The organism is Kitasatospora sp. NPDC022856 (assembly GCF_055561235.1).
Genome location: NZ_JBVHHE010000005.1, coordinates 134,156 through 153,883, shown reverse-complemented (window position 1 = coordinate 153,883; position 19,728 = coordinate 134,156). Strand labels below are relative to the sequence as shown.

Here is a 19,728-nt window from a genome sequence, read left to right as displayed (position 1 = left end):
GCACACCCCTCCTTGTCCGAGAAGCCCTAGGGCCGGTCCTGGTCGACCAGGGCGAACAGCTCGTCGTCGGTGGCCGCGTCGAGGTCGTCGTCGTCCCCCACGCCGTCCGCGGCGGGCGCCGCGCAGGCGTCCAGCAGTTCCCGCAGACGGGCGGTGACGCGGCGGCGCGACTCCTCGTCGGTGAGGGCGCCCGCCAGGGAGTCGCCGACCGCCCGGAGGCCGGCCATCACCGGGTCCTCGTCGTCCTCGGGGAGCGCGAGCGCGCCGAGGATGTGGTCGGTGACCCGGGTCGGGCTGGGGTGGTCGAAGACCAGGGTCACCGGCATCCGCAGGCCGCTCAGGGCGGCCAGCCGGTTGCGCAGTTCGACCGCGGTGAGCGAGTCCACGCCGAGTTCCTTGAAGGCGCGGGCGTCCCGCACCTGGGCCGGGTCGGAGTGCCCGAGGACGGCGGCGACCTGCGCGGTGACCAGGTCGAGCAGCGTGCTGCGCCGGTCCGCCCCGGACAGCCGGGCCAGGCGCTCGGCGAGGGACTGCGATCCGTCGCCGCCCGCCGCGGCGGTGCGCCGGACCACCGCGGTCCGCACCAGGTCGCGCAGCGGCGCGGGCACGCCGTCGGGGTCGGCGCGCAGGGCGCGGGTGTCGAGCCTGGCCGGGACGACCACGGGCTCGCCGGCGGCGAGCGCGGCGTCGAAGAGGGCCAGCCCCTCCTCCGCCGTCATCGGCACCAGCCCGCCGCGGGCCATCCGGGCGCGGTCGGCCTCGGCGAGGTGCCCGGTCATGCCGCTGGCCTGTTCCCACAGACCCCAGGCGAGCGAGAGCCCGGCCCGCCCGCTCGCGGCGCGGTGCGCGGCGAGGGTGTCGAGGAAGGTGTTGGCGGCGGCGTAGTTGGCCTGGCCGGCGGCGCCGTTGACGCCGGCGATGGAGGAGTAGAGGACGAACGCGGCCAGGTCGAGGTCGCGGGTGAGGTCGTGCAGGTGCCAGGCGGCGTCCAGCTTCGGCCGCAGGACGCGGTCGACCTGGGCCGCGTCGAGCGAGGTGAGCACCCCGTCGTCGAGGACGCCGGCCGCGTGGACGACGCCGGTCAGCGGGTGCTTCTCCGGGATGTCGGCCAGCAGGCCGGCCAGTGCCGCGCGGTCGGCGGTGTCGCAGGCGGCGAGGGTCACCCGGGCACCGGCCGCGCGGAGTTCGGCGGCCAGCGGGCCGGCCCCCTCGGCGGCCGCGCCGCTGCGGCTCGCCAGCAGCAGGTGCCGGACACCATGGGCGTGCACCAGGTGGCGGGCGATCATCCCGCCGAGCAGCCCGGTGGCGCCGGTGATCAGGACGGTGCCGTCGGGGTCGAGCGCGGGCGCCACGGTCAGGACGTTCTTGCCCACGTGCCGGGCCTCGCGCAGGTGCCGGAAGGCGTCCCGGGCCCGGCGCACGTCCCAGGCCCGGACCGGTGAGAGGGTCAGCGCGCCGGCCCGGAAGAGGTCCAGGATCTCGCGCAGCATCACCCCGATCCGCTCCGGTCCGGCGTCGACGAGGTCGTAGGCGCGGTAGGTGACGCCCTCGTGGTCGCGCGCGACGTCGGCCGCGGCCCGGATGTCGGTCTTGCCCATCTCCACGAACCGGCCGCCCGGCACCGTCAGCCGCAGCGACGCGTCGACGTACTCGCGGGCCAGCGAGTTGAGCACCACGTGGACGCCCCGGCCGCCGGTCGCGGTGCGGACGCGCTCCTCGAAGTCGAGGGACCGCGAGGAGGCGCGGTGCGCCTCGTCGACGCCGAGGTCACGGAGCACCCCCTGCTTGGCGGGGCTCGTGGTGCCGTAGACCTCCGCCCCGAGGTGGCGGGCCAGTTGGACGGCGGCCATGCCGACGCCGCCGGTGGCCGCGTGGATCAGCACCCGCTCCCCGGCCCGCAGCCCGGCGAGGTCCACCAGGCCGTAGTAGGCGGTGAGGTGGACGACCGGGACGGACGCGGCCTCCGCGAAGGACCAGCCCTCCGGCATCGGGGCGATCATGCGCCGGTCGGCGACGGCCACCGGGCCGAAGGCGTGGAAGAACATCCCGACCACCCGGTCCCCGAGCGCGAACTCGGTCACGTCCGGGGCCACTTCGGTGACGATGCCGGCCCCTTCGCTGCCGAGGACGACCTCGCCCGGGTACATCCCGAGGGCCATCAGGACGTCCCGGAAGTTCAGCCCGGCCGCCCGGACGGCGACCCGGACCTGGCCCGGCTCCAGCGGCCGGTCGGCGGTGTCGGCGGGCACCAGCGCCAGGCTGTCCAGCGTGCCGACCTCGGGGATCTCCAGCCGCCAGGCGGCGGAGTCCGGCACCGGGAGGGCCGGCCGGCTCGCCGCCGGGACGAGCCGGGGGACGAAGCACTCGGCGCCGCGCAGCACCAGCTGGGGCTCACCCGTGGCCAGCGCGGCGGGCAGCGACCGGGCGGCGGCCTCGCCGTCGAGGTCGACCAGCCGGAAGCGCCCGGGGTTCTCGGTCTGGGCGGTCGCCAGCAGGCCGCGGACACCGGCCTGGACCGGGTCGCCGGCGAGGGAGTCGACCGTCAGCACGACGAGTTCGGTGCCCTCCAGCCGCTCGTCCACCAGCCAGGACCGGACCAGGTCGAGCGTCCGATGCACGGCCCGGCGGGCGGCGTCGGCGACACCCGCTCCGGTGTCCGCCCGGTCCGCCGGCCGGTCCGCGGGCGCCAGGACGACGGCCGGGCGGGGGCCGGCCGACGCGGCCAGGGCCGCCGGGTCGGGGAAGGAGGCCGGCCGGCCCAGCTCGGCGGGCCACCAGTCGGGCAGCTCACCGAGCACGGCCCAGCCGGTGGTGTCGGGGTCCGCCGGCGCGGGCCGCAGCGGCACCAGGTCGACCAGGTGCAGCGCGTCGGGCGTCCCCGCCCCGGCGGCGAGCGCCGCGCGGGCGGCGGGCCGCAGGACCAGCGAGTCGACGGTCAGCACCGGCGCGCCGGTGCCGTCGGCGAGCGCCACCGACACCGCGTCGGCGCCGACCGGGCTGATCCGGGCACGGACCCGGGTGGCGCCGGAGGCGTGCACCCGCACGCCCTGCCAGGCGAACGGCAGTCCGCCCTCCCGGTCGTCGACGAGCAGCAGGGGGTGCAGCGCGCTGTCGAACAGGCCCGGGTGCACGAGGTGCCCGTCGGGCTGCTCGCCCTCCAGCACGGCCTCGGCGTAGAGGTCCTCGCCCAGCCGCCAGAGCCGGCGCAGCCCGCGGAAGCCCGGTCCGTACCGGTAGCCGTCGGCGGCGAGCCGCTCGTACGCCCCGTCGAGGTCCACCTCGGCGGCACCGGCGGGCGGCCAGGCGCGCAGCTCGACCGGGGAGCCGCCGGTCGAGCCGAGTACGGCCTCGACGTGGTCGGTCCACGGCGGCGCGGCCTCGTCCGTCCCGGTGCGGGAGTGGACGCTCACCCGGCGGCGGCCCTCCTCGTCGGCCGGTGACACCACGGCCCGGACCAGGACGCCGCCGCGCTCCGGCACGACCAGCGGGGCGGTGATGGTCACCTCCTCCAGGCAGGGTGCGCCGACCCGGTCGCCGATCGCGGTCAGCAGGTCGGCGAAGGCCGTCCCGGGTACCAGGACGCGGTCGAACACGGTGTGGTCGGCCAGCCACGGCCGGGTGTCCAGGGCGAGCCGCCCGGTCAGGACCAGCCCGCCGTCCGGCAGGTCGACGGCCGTCCCGACCAGCGGGTGGCCGGTGCCGGCCAGCCCGGCGGCGGTGACGTCGGTGGCGGCGGTGACGGGGCCGAGCCAGAACCGCTCGCGCTGGAAGGGGTAGGTGGGCAGGTCGACCGGCCGGCCGGGGACGGCGCCGAGCGGGCGCGTCCAGTCCACCGGGACCCCGCGCACGTACAGTTCGGCGGCGCTGCCCAGGAACTGGTCGAGGCCGCCCCGGTCGCGCCGGAGCGATCCGGTGACCGCGACCGCGGGCCGGTCGCCGCTCTCGGCCCGGTCGCGGATCCCGACGGTGAGCACCGGGTGCGGGCTGCACTCCACGAACACGCCGTGCCCGGTGGCCAGCAGCTCGCCGACCACCTCGTCGAGGCGGACGGTGCGGCGGAGGTTCTCGTACCAGTAGGCGGCGCCCATCTCCGCCGTGTCGAGCCGGCCGCCGGTGACGGTGGACCACATCGGCACGGTGCCGGAGACCGGGGCGACCGGGCCGAGTTCGGCGAGCAGCCGCTCCCGGAGCGGCTCGACCTGGACGGAGTGCGACCCGTAGTCGACGGGGATCCGCCGCACCTGGACGTCCGCCGCGAGCAGCTCGGCCTCGAAGGCGTCCAGCGCGTCGACCCAGCCGGACACCACGGTCGCGCGCGGTCCGTTCACCGCGGCGACCGAGAGCCGGCCGTCCCGGCCGGCCAGGGCGGCCGTCACCTCGGCCTCGGGCAGCGGGACGGACAGCATGCCGCCCGAGCCGGCCAGTTCGGTCAGGGCCCGGCTGCGCAGCACCACGATCCGGGCGGCGTCCGCGAGCGAGAGGCCGCCCGCCACGTGGGCGGCCGCGATCTCGCCCTGGGAGTGCCCGACGACGGCGGCGGGATGGACGCCCAGCGAGCGCCAGAGCTCCGCCAGCGACACCATCACCGCGAACAGTGCGGGCTGCACCACGTCGACCCGGTCCAGCGAGGGAGCGTCCTCGGCGCCCGTCACGACCGCCAGCACCGACCAGCCGGTGAGCTCGCCGATCGCCCGGTCGCACGCCCGCAGGGCCTGCTCGAACACCGGGGCGGTGGCGACCAGTTCGCGGGCCATCCCGATCCACTGGGAGCCCTGGCCGGGGAAGACGAACACCACCTCGCCGGGTTCCTCGGTCCGTTCGCCGAGCACCGCCCGGGCGTGCGGCTCCCCGGCGGCCACGGCCCGCAGGGCCGTCCGCAGGTCCTCGGCGCCGTCGCCGAGCACCACGGCACGGTGCTCGAACTCCGACCGGGTGGCGAGCAGGGCCGCGGCGACCTGCGCCGGGTCGTCCACCGGCCGGTCGGCGAGCTGGCCTGCCTGGGCCCGCAGGGCCGGCAGGCTCCGGGCCGAGAGCACCCACGGCACGACGCCCGGGGCCCGGACGGCGGCCGGGGCGACGGGCACCGCGGCGGGCGGCTGCTCGATGATCACGTGGGCGTTGGTGCCGCTGATGCCGAAGGACGAGACCGCGCCGCGCCGGGCCGCGCCGCCGGCCGGCCAGGGCCGGCTGCCCGCGAGCAGCTCCACCCCGCCCGCCGTCCAGTCCACGTGCGGGGACGGCTCGTCGGCGTACAGGCTCCGGGGCAGCACCTCGTGCCGCAGCGCCATGACCAGCTTGATGATGCCCGCGACGCCGGCGGCGGCCTGGGTGTGCCCGAGGTTGGACTTCACCGAGCCGAGGTAGAGCGGCCGGTCCGCGTCCCGGTCCCGGCCGTAGGTGGCCAGCAGGGCCTCCGCCTCGATCGGGTCGCCGAGCCGGGTGCCGGTCCCGTGCGCCTCGACCACGTCCACGTCGGCCGGGGTCAGCCCGGCGTTCGCCAGCGCCTGCCGGATCACCCGCTGCTGCGACGGGCCGTTCGGCGCGGTCAGGCCGTTGGACGCGCCGTCCTGGTTGACCGCCGAGCCGCGCACCACCGCGAGCACCTGGTGCCCGTTGCGCCGGGCGTCCGACAGCCGCTCCAGGACGAGCACACCGACGCCCTCGGACCAGCCGACGCCGTCGGCCGCGGCCGAGAACGGCTTGGACCGGCCGTCGGGGGCCAGGCCGCGCTGGCGGGCGAACTCGACGAAGGTGCCGGGCGTCGACATCACGGTGACGCCGCCGGCCAGGGCCATCGTGCACTCCCCCGCCCGCAGCGCCTGCGCGGCGAGGTGCACCGCCACCAGGGACGAGGAGCAGGCGGTGTCCACCGTGATCGCCGGACCGGTCAGACCGAAGGCGTAGGAGAGCCGGCCGGACAGCACGCTGCCGGTGTTGCCGGTCAGCAGGATGCCTTCGAGGTCCTCCGGCATCCGGTCCACGCTGGGCGCGTAGTCGTGGTACATCTGCCCGGCGAACACGCCGGTCCGGCTGCCGCGCAGGGTGGCCGGGTCGATCCCGGCACGCTCCAGCGACTCCCAGGCCGTCTCCAGCAGCAGGCGCTGCTGCGGGTCCATGCCCAGGGCCTCGCGCGGCGAGATGTCGAAGAACGCGGCGTCGAAGTCGGCGGCGCCGTGCAGGAAGCCGCCGCCGGTCGCGTAGGTGTGGCCGGGCCGCTCGGGGTCCGGGTCGTACAGGTCCGCCGGCCAGCCCCGGTCCTGCGGGAAGCCGGACACCACGTCATGCTCCTCGGCGACGACCCGCCACAGGGCCTCCGGGGAGTCCACCTCACCGGGGTAGCGGCAGGCCATCGCGACGATGGCGATCGGCTCGTCGGCCGTGGCCCGGTCCGGCTGGCCCGGCGCCTCCTCGGCCGCGGACCCGCCGGTCAGCTCGGCCAACAGGTGGGCGACCACCGCCCGGGGCGTCGGGTAGTCGAAGACCAGCGTGGTCGGCACCCGCGAGCCGAGCGCCGCGGCCAGGCCGTTGCGGAGCTCGACGGCGGTCAGCGAGTCCAGCCCGAGGCTCTGGAAGGTCCGGTCCAGGTCGAGGGCGTCGGCGTCGGCGTGGCCGAGCACGGCGGCCGTGGTGTCCCGCACCAGCCCGGTCACGGCGGCCGCCCGGTCGGCGACCGGCAGCGCCGCCGCCCCGGCGAGCGGGCCGGCGGCGGCGCCGCGCCGCGCGGGGGTCCCGGCGCGGAGCAGGCCGCGCAGCAGTGGCGGCACCGGGCCGCCCGGGACGGCGGCGGTGTCGAAGCGCATCGGCACCACCAGCGCGCGGCTCTGCCGCACCGCCAGGTCGAACAGCCGCACCCCCGTGTCGTGCGGCAGCGGGAGCACGCCCGTCCGGGCCATCCGCGCCATGTCGGTGTCCGTCAGGCTCTCGGCCATGCCGCCCGCCTGGGCCCACAGGCCCCAGGCCAGGGAGGTGGCCGGCAGGCCGTGCCGGACGCGGTGCTCGGCCAGCGCGTCGAGGAAGGCGTTGGCGGCCGAGTAGTTGGCCTGGCCGGCCGCGCCGATCTGGGCCGAGACCGAGGAGTAGAGCACGAAGGCGGTGAGGTCCAGCTCCCGGGTCGCCTCGTGCAGCGCCCACGCGGCGTCGACCTTGGGCCGGAGGACGGCGTCCACCCGCTCCGCGGTCAGGGCGGTGACGATGCCGTCGTCCAGCACACCGGCGGCGTGCACCACCGCCCGCACCGGATGCGCGGCCGGGACGTCGCGCAGCACGGCGTCCAGGGCCGCCCGGTCGGCGGCGTCGCAGGCGGCGACGGTCACCTCGGCCCCCAGCTCGGCGAGTTCGTCCCGCAGCAGGGCCGCCGACGGGGCCGCCGGGCCGCTGCGGCTCAGGACCAGCAGCCGCCGGACGTCGTGGACGCGGACCAGGTGCCGGGCCAGCGAAGCGCCCAGCTCGCCGGTGCCGCCGGTGAGCAGCAGCGTCCCCTCCGGGTCGAACCGGAGCTCCGGCGCGTCCGCCGCGGGCGCCAGCCGGGCCAGCCGCGGCGCCAGGACGACGCCGTCGCGCAGCGCCAGTTCCGGCTCGGCCACGTCGGGCAGCGGCAGCGCCGCCGGGCCGGGCCGGCCGGTCACCGCGACGATCCTGAACCGCCCCGGGTGCTCGGTGCTCGCCGACCGGAGCAGCCCGCGCACGCCCGCCGCGGCCACAACGGTCTCGTCGAGCACGAACGCCAGGCAGGCGTCGGCGAACCGCTCCTGCGCCAGCCAGCCCTGGACCAGTCGGAGCGCCCCCCGGGTCAGCTCGTGGGCCGAGGCGACGACGTCCGCGCCACCGGCGGGCACCGACACCGTGACGAGCGCCGGCACCGGACCGGACAGCGCGGCCGGATCGGCGTCCCAGGCCAGCTCGACCTGGTCGGCGGCCTCGGCCCCGGCCGTCCCGACCGGGGTCCAGTCCACCTGGAAGAGGTGCCTGGCGGCGGCGTCGGCGGGGCCGCGTGCCTCGCGCCAGGTGAGCGAGTCGACGGTCAGCACCGGCCGGCCGGCCGCGTCGGCGAGGTGCAGGCCCACCGCGTCGGGCCCCACCGGGGTGATCCGGACCCGCAGCCGGCCGGTCCCGGTCGCGTGGACCTCCACGCCCTGCCAGGCGAACGGCAGCAGGCGCGGGCCGTCCCCGGTGGTGGCGCCCGGCAGCCACGGGTGCAGGGCGGCGTCGAGCAGCGCGGGGTGGACGACGAAGGCGTCCTCGGCGGGCGCGGCCCGCTCGACCTCGGCGCAGAGCTCCGCACCGGCCCGCCAGAGCCGCCGCAGCCCTCGGAAGGCCGGTCCGTAGGCGTAGCCGTGCTCGGCCAGCCGCCGGTAGACGTCCGTCGCGTCGACCTCGACCGCCTCCGGCGGCGGCCACGCCCCGGTCACCGACGGCTCGGCGACGGCCCGGCCGAGCAGACCGCTCGCGTTGCGCGTCCACTCGTCCTCGGCGTCGGCCCGCGAGTCGACGGCGATGTCCCGGCGCCCGGCGGCGTCCTCGGCCGACACGGTCACCCGGATCAGGGCGACGCCGTGCTCGGCGAGGGGCAGCGGCGCGGTCACCGTCAGGTCCTCGATCCGGGGCGCGCCGACGCGGTCACCGGCCGCGACGGCCAGCTCGACGAAGGCCGCGCCGGGGAGCAGCAGTCCTCCGGGCACCACGTGGTCGGCCAGCCAGGGGTGGGTGGCGAGGGAGATCCGCCCGGTCAGCACCGTCCCGCCGTCGGGGAGTTCGACCACGGCGGCGAGCAGCGGGTGGGCGGCGTCGGTGAGTCCGGCGGAGGCGACGTCACCCGTGACGGGCTCCAGCCAGTAGCGCTCGCGCTGGAAGGCGTACGTCGGCAGCTCGACCAGACGCGGGTCATGACCCGCGAACAGCGCCGGCCAGTCGACGTCCGTACCGTGGACGAAGGCGTGCGCGAGGGCCGTCACCGCCTGGCGGCACTCCGGCCGGTCCCCGCGCAGCGCGGGCGCGGCGGCGTCGACGAGGGCGGAGAGCACACCGTCCGGGCCGAGTTCGACCCAGGCGCCCACACCCGCCGCCTCGACCGCGTCCGCGAAACGGACCGTGCGGGACACGTGCTCCACCCAGTAGGCCGGGTCGCACCACTCACCGTCGACCGGCAGACCGGTGACGGTCGAGACCGCCGCAAGACGCGGCGGGTGGAAGGCCAGACCCGCCACCACCGCACGGAAGTCCTCCAACATCGGGGCCATCAGCGGGGAGTGGAACGCATGGCTCACCTCCAGCCGCTTGGTCCGGCGGCCCGGCAGCGCCTCGACAACCGCGCGAACCGCGCCCTCCGCACCCGAAACCACCACCGAAGTCGGCGAGTTGACCGCCGCGACACCCACCTCCGCAAGCCCGGCGAGCAGCGGGAGGACCTCCTCCTCGGCCGCCTCCACCGCGACCATCGCCCCACCGGCGGGCAGCGCGTCCATCAACCGGGCCCGCGCCGACACCAGCGCACACGCGTCCACCAGATCCAGAACCCCGGCCACGTGCGCGGCCGCGATCTCACCCACCGAATGCCCCACCAGCACACGCGGAGCCACACCCCAGGAGGCGAGCAGCCGGAACAGCGCCACCTCCAGCGCGAACAGCGCCGGCTGCGCCAACCCCGTACGACCCAGCCCCTCACCCGAGGCGACGACCTCGGCCACCGGCGCGTCGAGCACCGCGCACACCTCGTCGAACGCCGCCCGGAACACCGGGAACGCCTCGTACAACTCCCGCCCCATCCCCACCCGCTGACCACCCTGGCCCGCGAACAGGAACCCCACACCGGTCCGAACCGCACCCGCCCCGGCGGTGACCACGTCCGAGCCCAGCACCACCGCCCGGTGCTCGAACACCGCCCGCGACGTCGCCAACGACCACCCGACATCCACCGGGTCGACATCGCCCGAGGAGACCAGCTCCGCCACCCGGGCCAGCTGCCCGCCCAGCGCCTCCGCCGAGCGCGCCGACACCACCCACGGCACCACCGGCACCACCGGCATCGCCGCCCGGTCACCGCCCACCGCGACCGCCGCCGGATCCCCCTCTTCGAGGATCACATGCGCGTTCGTGCCACTGATCCCGAACGAGGAGACCCCGGCGCGACGCGGACGGTCACCCGCGGACCACTCCCGGGCCTCGCCCAGCAACTCCACCGCCCCGGCCGTCCAGTCGACGTGGGGTGTCGGGGTGTCGAGGTGCAGGGAACGCGGCAGCACACCGCTGCGCAGCGCCATCACCATCTTGATCACGCCGGCCACACCCGCGGCCGCCTGCGTATGCCCGATGTTCGACTTCACCGACCCCAGATACAGCGGCCGGTCCGCGTCCCGCCCGCGCCCGTACGTCGCCAGCAACGCCTCCGCCTCGATCGGGTCACCCAGCCGGGTGCCCGTCCCGTGCGCCTCCACCGCGTCCACATCCGCCGCCGACAACCCCGCACTCGCCAACGCCTGCCGGATCACCCGCTCCTGCGAAGGACCGTTCGGCGCCGTCAGACCGTTCGACGCACCGTCCTGATTCACCGCACTGCCCCGCACCACCGCCAACACCCGGTGACCCAACCGACGGGCATCCGAGAGCCGCTCCACGAGCAGCACCCCCACACCCTCCGACCAACCCGTCCCGTCCGCGTCCGCCGAGAACGACTTGCACCGACCGTCCGCCGCCAACCCCCGCTGCCGCGAGAACTCCACGAACGTCCCCGGCGACGACATCACCGTCACCCCGCCCACCACACCCAACGCACACTCACCACCGCGCAACGCCTGCGCCGCCAGGTGCAACGCCACCAGCGACGAGGAACAGGCGGTGTCCACGGTCAGCGCCGGACCGGTGAAGCCGAAGGCGTACGCGATCCGGCCGGACATGACGCTCGGCGAACCACCGGTCAGCAGGAAGCCGTTCAGGTGCTCGGGGGCCGCGTGCCGCCGGGGTCCGTACTCCTCGGCACTGGCTCCGACGTAGACGGCGGTCGCGCTGCCGCGCAGGGTGTGCGGGTCGATGCCGGCGTGCTCGAAGGCCTCCCACGCCGTCTCCAGCAGCAGCCGCTGCTGCGGGTCCATGCCCAACGCCTCCCGCGGCGAGATCCCGAAGAAGTCCGCGTCGAAGTCGGCGGCGCCGTCCAGGAATCCGCCGTGCCGGACCGGTCCGGGCGCCCAGCCCCGGTCGGCCGGGAAGCCGCTGATGACGTCGCGCTCGCCGGCGACCACGTCCCACAGGTCGGCCGGGGAGGAGACTCCGCCGGGGAAGCGGCAGCCGATGCCGACGATCACCACCGGGTCGTCCGCCGCCACCGGCCGGACGGTGACCGGGGCCACCGGGTCGGGGGCGGCGTCGAACAGCGAGCGGTGCACGTGCGCGGCCAGCCGGCGCGGGGTGGGGTGGTCGAACACCAGGCCCGTGCGCAGCGGGAGTCCGGTCTCGGCGACCAGGGCGTCGCGCAGTTCGACCGAGGTCACCGAGGTGAGGCCGAGGTCGCGGAAGGCGCTGTCGACGTCGACACCGGACGCGTCGGTGCCGAGGACCCGGGCGAGGGCGCGGGTGACCAGGTCGGTGGTGGCGGCGTCGGGGTCGGGCGCGTCGGCCAGCCGCTGCCGCAGCGCTTCGGCGCGGGAGGGCTCGTGCACCGGGTCGTCGCCGCGCGGGATGCCGAGCCAGTGCCGGTCCCGCTGGAAGGCGTAGCCGGGCAGGGTGATCCGGCGGGCGCCGGTGCCCTCGAACAGGCGCGGCCAGTCGACGCCGACGCCGTGCTCGAAGAGCCGGCCGAGGGAGTTCAGCAGCCGCGGCGGTTCGGCCTGGCCGCTCCGGAGCGCGGGCAGGGCGAGGGCCTCGGGCCGGGTGTCGCCGATCGCGCCGGTGAGCGCGGCGTCGGGGCCGATCTCCAGGAAGGCGGTGGCGGCGCAGCCGCGGACCGCGTCCGCGAACCGCACCGGCTGCCGCACGTTGCGGACCCAGTGGTCCGGCGAGGCCGCCTCGGCCGCCGTGAGCGGGGCGCCGGTGACGGTGGAGACCATCGGGACGCGCGGCGGGCGGAAGGTGAGCCCGGCCACCACCTGGCGGAAGTCCGGGAGCATCGGGTCCATCAGGGGTGAGTGGAAGGCGTGGCTGACGGCGAGCCGCCTGACCCGCCGCCCCCGGGCGCGCAGTTGCTCCGCCACCTCGGCCACCACGGTGTCGACGCCGGACAGCACGACCGATTCCGGGCCGTTGACGGCGGCGATGTCGGCGGCACCGGTCCGGTCGCCGAGCAGGGCACGGACCTCGTCCTCGGCGGCCTCGACGGCGACCATGGCCGCGCCCTCGGCGGGCAGCGCCTGCATCAGCGTGGCGCGGGCCGCCACCAGGGCGCAGGCGTCGGACAGGTCGAGCACCCCGGCCACGTGGGCGGCCGCGATCTCACCGACGGAGTGGCCGACGACGACGTCCGGCCGGACGCCCCAGGAGTCCAGCAGCGCGGCCAGCGCGACCTCGACGGCGAACAGCGCGGGCTGGGTCCGGCCGGTGCGGTCGAGGCCCTCGCCGGTGTCGATCGTCTCCGCCAGCGAGCCGCCGAGCAGGGCGTCCAGCCGGGCGCAGACCTCGTCGAAGGACCGGGCGAACTCCGGGTAGGCGGAGCGGAGTTCGCGCCCCATGCCGATGCGCTGGGCGCCCTGACCGGTGAAGACCAGGGCGAGCCTCGGCTCGTCCGCCACCGCGCCGGTCCCGGCGAGGCCGTCCAGACCGGCGAGCAGGTCGGCCGGGCCGGCGCCGACCACCACGGCGCGGTGGGAGAACACCGAGCGGGTGGTGGCCAGCGAGTGGCCGACGTCCACCGGGTCCGCGGCGGCCAGTGCGGTGAGCTTCCCCGCCTGGGCGCGCAGCGCCGCCGGGGTGTGGCCGCTCACCACCCACGGCACGGCCGGCATCGGGGTGGCGGCGGGGCGCTCGGGCCGGGCCGGGGCCTCGGTCAGGACCAGGTGGCAGTTGGTGCCGCCCATCCCGAACGAGCTGACCCCGGCCACCAGCGGCCGGTCGGGGCGGGGCCACGGACGCAGCTCGCGCGCGACCTCCAGGTGGAGTTCGGTGAGCGGGATGCCGGGGTGCGGGGTCTCGTGGTGCAGGGTGGCCGGGATGGCGCGGTGGTGGACCGCGAGCACCGCCTTGACCAGGCCGGCGATCCCGGCGGCGCCTTCGAGGTGCCCGATGTTGGTCTTGACGGAGCCGACCAGCAGCGGAGCCTCGGCGGCACGCGGGGCGGCGAGTTCGGCGCCGAGCGCGGCCGCCTCGACCGGGTCGCCCACCGGGGTCCCGGTGCCGTGCAGTTCGACGTACTGGAGGTCGGCGGGGGTGACCCCGGCGGCCCGGTGCGCCGCGGCGAGCACGGCGCGCTGGGCGTCGACGCTCGGGGTGGCGAGACTCTCCTCGCCGCCGTGGTTGACGGCACTGCCGAGGATGGTGGCCAGCACGGTGTCGCCGTCGGCGATCGCCGCGGCCAGCGGCTTGAGCAGGACGGCGGCGGCGCCCTCGCCGCGCACGAACCCGTTGGCGCGGGCGTCGAAGGTGCGGCAGACGCCGTCGGGCGACAGACCGCCCCAGGCGGCGAGCAGCGCCTCGTTGTCGGGACCGAGCAGCAGGTTGACGCCGGCGGCGACGGCCAGTTCGGACTCGCCGCGGCGCAGGCTCTCGCAGGCCAGGTGCACGGCGACCAGGGAGGAGGACTGTCCGGTGTCGACGACCAGGCTGGGGCCGGCCGCGCCGAGGACGTGGGAGAGCCGGTTGGCGATGACGCTGCGGTGCACCCCGGTGGCGGTGTGCCGGCCGAAGGTGTCGGGGCCGGCCCGGCGGCTCAACTCGCCGTACTCGTCCCAGATCGCACCGACGAAGACACCGAGGCGGCCGGCGTCGGCGGGGCGGATCCCGGCGTTCTCCAGGGCCTCCCAGCCGACTTCGAGCACCAGCCGCTGCTGCGGGTCGGTGGCGTCGGCCTCCGACGGGGTCATGCCGAAGAACGCGGCGTCGAAGCGGTCGACGCCGTCGAGGTAGCTGCCCCGGGCCCGGCCGGGGCGCCCGGCGGGGGCGGCGGCGACCGCGTCGGTGCCGGTGCTCAGCAGCTGCCAGAACTCCTCGCCGCCCTGCGCACCGCGGAAGCGGCAGGACATGCCGATGACGGCTATCGCGCCGTCCGTCGCTTCGATCTCACCCACGGAGCCACTCATGCTTCCGGTTCTCCCACCGTCGATATGTTCGGGACAATGGCCGCACAGACGATCAGATACCGATGCTAGGCGTGAGAACCGTTCGGGCACTCCCCTGTCAAACCCCTACCGGAGGGGTCCCCCTTACCCCTTTCCGAATATCTCCGGGGTGCGCCGGGAGTTCCGCTCCGACCTGCGGAAAGGACGCCGGCGAAGGGCCGGGAACGACGAATGCGCCCGGTCCGTGGAACGGACCGGGCGCATTCGTCGTAGGGGTGACCGGCGCGGTGGTCACGGCCGCCGCCGTGACCACCGCGCCGGGGGGACTACGGGACCAGGACGGCCTTGCCGAGGGTGGTGCGCTCCTCGAACGCGCGGTGCGCGGCGGCGGCCTCGGCCAGCGGGAACACCTGGCCGACGACCGGCTTCAGCGAGCCGGCCGCGGCGAGGTCGAAGGCCGTCTGGCGCAGCCGGGCCCCGTACTCGGGCTGCAGGAAGACCCGCGGGCCGAAGCCGGAGACCGAGACGCCGCGGACGTACAGCATCTCGGGGTCGAACTGCGGGGCGGTGCCGCCGGCGGTGCCGTAGACGACCAGCCGGCCGAAGCCCATCGCCAGCAGGTCGAACGAGGCCTTGGAGATCTCGCCGCCGACCCCGTCGAAGGCGACCTGGACGCCGCCGGGGGCGAGGTCGCGGACGCGCTGCTCCCAGCCCTCCTCGGTGTAGTCGAGGACGTGGTCCGCCCCGAGCTCCCGGGCCAGGGTGAGCTTCTTCTCGCCGCGGGCCAGCGCGATCACCTCGGCGCCGGCGTTCTTGGCCAGCTGGACCAGCAGGCTGCCGACACCGCCGGCGGCGGACTGGACCAGCACGACGTCCTTGGGCTGGATCGCGGCGACCTCGGCCACGCCGACGGCGACCACGCCCTGGCCGAAGAGCGCCAGCGCCTCGTGCTCCCCCAGCCCGTCGGGGATCGCCTGGACGGCGCCGGCGGGCAGGACGGCCAGCTCGGAGTAGCCACCGGCGGTCGGGGCGGCGCCGACGACCTTCCGGCCGACCCACTCGTCACCGACACCGGCGCCGACCCGCACGACCGTGCCCGCGACCTCGAAGCCGGGGGCGTACGGCAGCGGCGGGTCCGGGAACCAGGCGAACTGCTGCATCAGGCCGGACCGGATCTGGGTCTCGGCGTAGCTGATCCCGGCCGCGCTCACCCGGACCAGCAGCTGGCCCTCGCCCGGCTCCGGGTCCGGGACCTCGTCGACCTTGAGGACCTCGGGCGAACCGTACTCGTGGAACCGAACAGAACGCATGGGTGCGTCTCCTTGACTCAGCTGCCGTGAACTTCACCATAAGCGGACCGGCGGTCCGCTTGGTTGCGATAGCGTAGCCCCGGATCACCGCTGGATGTCAAGGGAGCTCATGTGGCCGTCAGGGAGCGCGCGGACGCCGCGCACAACCGGCGCAAGATCCTGGCCACGGCCCAGCAGCTGTTCCGGGACGGCGGCGTCGAGCACGTCTCGATGGAGGAGATCGCCGAGGCGGCCGGGGTCGGCAAGGGCACCCTGTTCCGGCGCTTCGGGAACCGCGAGGGCCTCATCGGCGCCCTGTTCGACCAGCTCACGGAGGACTGGCAGGACGGCGCGCTCGACCGGCTGGCCGACCCGGAGGTGCCCGCCCGGGAGCGCGTGCTGCGCTTCGTCGGCGAGCTCTTCGACGAGGTCGTGGTGCCCGGCGGCCCACTGCTGCGCGCCCTGGAGAACGCCTCCCGCTCGCACGCCAACGTGGGCCGGTACCTGCTCTGGCACGACGCCCTCGCCCGGGCGATCGCCGAGGCGCGGCCGGGCGTGGACGCCGGCTTCATGGCCCACGCCGTCCTGGGCGTGCCGCGCGCGGAGTTCGTCGACCTGCTGGTCGGCACCGGGATGACCATGGACGCCGTCCGCGCCGGGGTGCTGGCGCTCACCGACTCGGTGCTCACCGCCCCCGGCTGAGCCCACCGGCCGGGCCGCCGGGCCCGCCCGCGTCACCAGGCCGGCGGGAACGCGTCCACCACCTGGCCGGAGACGTGCGAGGACTCGGCGGAGAGCAGGAAACGGGCGAGCGGCAGGTTGTCCCGCACCGCCGGCAGCGTGGGGTACGGGGTCTCGCGCCCCAGGGCGTCCGCCTTGCGGGTGAGGAAGTCGCGGGAGAGCGCCGTCTCCGCGACGATGCCCAGCGCGTTGGCCCGCACGCCCGACCCGGTGAGCTCCTTGGCGAGCGTGCGCACGTAGTGCTCCAGCGCCGCCTTGGCCGACGCGTACGCGCCGAGCATGTCGACCGGCACCCGGGCGCTGTGCGAGCCGAGGGCCAGCACGCTGCCCCGCCCGGCCGCGCGCATCGGCGGCACCGCGTAGCGCAGACAGCGGACGAACCCGAAGAACGTGGCGTCGAAGACCCGGTTCAGCTCGTCGGCGCCGACCTCCCAGCCGTACCCGACCGCCGAGGCGTCGCCCGCGCTGTAGACCAGGCCGTACGGGGCCGGCGAGACCTCCGCCACCTGGGCGAAGAACGCCGCGACGCTCTCCTCGTCGGTCACGTCGACCTGCCGGTACAGCACGCCGCCACCGGACGGGCGGGCGCTGCGGGCGCCCGCGATCACCGTCCGGCCGGCGCCGGCGAGGTCCTCGGCCAGCGCGGCGCCGAAGCCGCTGCTCGCCCCGACTATGACGACTGCGGACTCTTCCACGTCAGACTCCCGGGCTGCGGTGGTGGTACCCCTGCGGCCATTTCCGTCGAACACGGCCGATCGCTATTCTGCACACCGCTCCCGTTCCTTTCCGCGGGAAATAGGCCCGGTAGGGGTTGTTTAGGGGCTGCCAGTACCGCGACACCCCGGTTATGCTACTGTCCGCCGCCTTCCGAGCAGGATTTCCGGAAGTCCCGGCATTTCCTCGAATCACCCGTCCGAGCCCGCCGGGAGCAGGTTTCCGTGATATTCGACGACCTTTATCTGGACGGCATCGCCGCCGTCGTCCCGGACTTCGTCACCGTCGCCGACGCGGCCGCCCGGGGGCTCTGCGACGAGGAGCTGGCGACCGGGACGGACTGGCTCTCGGTGGCCGTCGCCGGTGACGTCTCCGCACCCGACATGGCCGCCCGGGCCGGGCGGGACGCGCTGGCGATGTCCCACCACGACGCGGCGGACATCGCCGTGCTGATGCACGCCAGCGCCGGGCACCAGGGCCCCGACATCTGGTCCCCGGCGCACTACGTCCAGCGGCACACCGTCGGCGGGTACGGCCCCGCGCTGGAGGTCCGGCAGGGCTGCAGCGGCATGGTCGCCGCCCTGGAACTGGCCGGCTGCTACCTCACCGCCGCCCCGGACCGCGGCGCCGCCCTCGTCACCGCCGCCGACAACTGGGCGCATCCGCTCATGGACCGCTGGCGCGGCACCAAGTGGGCGCTGTTCGGGGACGCCGCCTCGGCCCTCGTCCTCTCCCGCCGGCAGGGCTTCGCCCGGGTGGTGAACGTCTGCGCCTCCTCGCTGCCGGACCTGGAGGAACTGAACCGCGGCGGGGAGGCGCTCTTTCCGCCCGGGGCCACCATCGGACACCGGGTCAGGCTGCGCGAGCGGGTCGAGGCGTTCCAGGGCGACCAGGCCGAGATGGCGAGGCTCATCGGGCAGGCCGAGGCCGGGCTGATCCGCCGCACGCTCGACGAGGCCGGTCTGAAGCCCGGCGACATCAGCCGGGTGACCCACCAGAGCGCCGGGCGCAGGAGCATCGTCGAGCACATCCTGGAGCCCTTCGACGGCGATCTGCGGCTCGGCATGTGGGAGTTCGGCCGCCGGCTCGGCCACACCGGCGCCAGCGACCAGGTCTGCGGCCTCTACCAGCTGCTCGCCGGGCGGGAGGTCCACCCGGGCGACCACGTCATGCTGCTGGGCACGGGTGTCGGCATGGCGTTCGCCTGCGCGATCGTGCAGGTCCTGGACGAACTGCCCGCCACGGCGGCCCCGATCCCGCTGCCCTGACGCCACCCGCCGGGAACGCCCGGGGGCCCGGCGTTCGACCGCCGCAGGCAGTGGTCGAACGCCGGGCCCCCGCCGCGATCCGGCTCACCCCAGCTTCCTGCGCAGCTCGCTCCGGCCGGCCACCCTCAGCTTGCGGTAGGTACGGGTCAGGTGCTGTTCCACCGTGCTGACCGTGATCGACAGGGAGCGCGCGATCCGCTGGTTGGTCTCGCCCTGGGCGGCCAGCAGGGCCACCCGCTGCTCCGACGGGCTGAGCTGGTCCAGGAACCCCGCGTAGCGGTCCGTCACCTTGTAGCGGGCGACCCGGTGCGGGGCGGCGCCGGGCAGCTCGCCCCACTGCAGGGCCCGCAGCGAGGAGAGGAACCCGGGCCGCCCCGAGGTGTCCTGAAGGGTGGCGAACAGCTCCTCGCGCAGCTCCTGCCGGCGCCGGCCGCGGGCCGTCGCCCGGCCGAACACCCGGGACCGGTCGCCGGCCGGCACCGCCCGGTCCAGCTGGGAGTCGACCATGGTGAGCGCGTTGTCGTGGTCGCCGACGCCCAGGTAGGCCGCGGCGGCCGCGAGCCGCCAGGCGTAGAGGTCCGGGTCCAGCCCCCAGGACGCCAGCAGCCGGCCGCAGCTCATGAAGTCGGCCAGCGCGGACCGGTGCTCGCCGGCGGCGAGGTGGAAGTGCCCGCGGGCGTACAGGTAGCCGAGGCAGTGCCGGGTCTCGTACATCGGCGCGGGCACCGGGCGGCGCACCCACTCCTTCGCGGCGCCGGGCTCCGCGAGGTCGGTGTACCCGGCGACCAGGCAGGCCAGCGGCCCGCCGATCCAGGCGCCCCGGCGCTGCGGCGGGACCATGTCCAGCACCGCCTCCGCCCGGGCCAGCCCGACCAGGACGTCGCCCCGGTGCAGCGAGGCCTCCGCGCGGGCCGCCAGCAGCCGGGGCGCCCAGGTGTCGGCGGCGAGCCGGACCGCGTCCGGCAGCACCGCGTCGCACCAGGAGATCGCCGCCTCCGGCCGGTTGCTGTGCACCAGAGCCGTGACCGCCGCGAGCACCGCCGAGGCGGTGTCCTCGCGGAAGGCGCAGGCGGAGAGCGCGGAGGCCGCGCCGTCCGCCGGGTCCGGCAGGCCCGGGTCGCCGAGCAGCCGGCTCGCCAGGGCCCAGGCCGCCCGGTGCCGGACCGGGCCGCTGTCCTCCTCCCCGCCCGCACCGGCCGCCGGGCCGCCGGGCGGGACGCGCTCCGCGTCCGCGGCCACCGCGCGCAGCAGGCTCGGGAACTCACAGGCGACGAGCAGCCGGTCGGCCGCCGCGTCCAGGTGACGCTGGTCGTCCCGGGCGCCGCCCGCGTCGCGCCGCCGCTCCAGCACCGCCAGCAGGTCCTTCGCCTGCCAGAGCAACTCGGGGGCCGTCTCGGGTCGTTCGACAAGATTCATCGGTGGTTCGCATCCCTCCGGGACCACGGGCCGCATGGTCCGGTCATGGCGCGGGCACGGCCGGAGCACAGGCTCGGCCCGGCGCGCAGGGGCAGGCATGGGTGA

General features: G+C 76.1%; 6 protein-coding genes. 2 read left to right on the top strand and 4 right to left on the bottom strand.

All coding sequences use genetic code 11. The features are described from left to right. Positions 1-26 precede the first annotated feature (26 nt). Together ACZ34W_RS08325 and ACZ34W_RS08320 are read right to left on the bottom strand one after the other, a co-directional pair. Entirely contained in the window at positions 27-14,204 is a 14,178-nt protein-coding gene (locus ACZ34W_RS08325; RefSeq protein WP_465602634.1) for an SDR family NAD(P)-dependent oxidoreductase, read from the bottom strand. A gap of 317 nt (positions 14,205-14,521) precedes the next feature. Beyond that, positions 14,522-15,505 carry a quinone oxidoreductase family protein gene (locus ACZ34W_RS08320; RefSeq protein WP_329486224.1) on the bottom strand — a complete coding sequence of 328 codons (984 nt, stop codon included), beginning with the start codon at positions 15,503-15,505 and terminating at the stop codon, positions 14,522-14,524. 111 nt (positions 15,506-15,616) lie between these two features. Here ACZ34W_RS08320 and ACZ34W_RS08315 point away from each other — a divergent pair, with 111 nt between their 5' ends. Then, complete coding sequence (locus ACZ34W_RS08315; protein WP_329486225.1) at positions 15,617-16,186, top strand: TetR/AcrR family transcriptional regulator; 570 nt, start codon at positions 15,617-15,619, stop codon at positions 16,184-16,186. Between the two features lie 32 nt (positions 16,187-16,218). On the opposite strand, the gene ACZ34W_RS08310 is transcribed toward ACZ34W_RS08315, so the two are convergent. Further along, a complete protein-coding gene (locus ACZ34W_RS08310; RefSeq protein ID WP_465602631.1) occupies positions 16,219-16,920 on the bottom strand; it encodes an SDR family NAD(P)-dependent oxidoreductase in 702 nt (233 codons plus the stop codon). A gap of 243 nt (positions 16,921-17,163) precedes the next feature. On the opposite strand from ACZ34W_RS08310, the gene ACZ34W_RS08305 reads away from it, so the two are divergent. Further along, the gene (locus tag ACZ34W_RS08305) at positions 17,164-18,207 is read left to right on the top strand and encodes a ketoacyl-ACP synthase III family protein (protein ID WP_329486227.1); all 1,044 of its coding nucleotides are present in this window, start codon (positions 17,164-17,166) and stop codon (positions 18,205-18,207) included. A gap of 84 nt (positions 18,208-18,291) precedes the next feature. Here the strand turns inward: ACZ34W_RS08305 and ACZ34W_RS08300 are convergent, their stop codons facing one another. Then, complete coding sequence (locus ACZ34W_RS08300; RefSeq protein ID WP_465602629.1) at positions 18,292-19,623, bottom strand: LuxR C-terminal-related transcriptional regulator; 1,332 nt, start codon at positions 19,621-19,623, stop codon at positions 18,292-18,294. Positions 19,624-19,728: the final 105 nt, after the last annotated feature.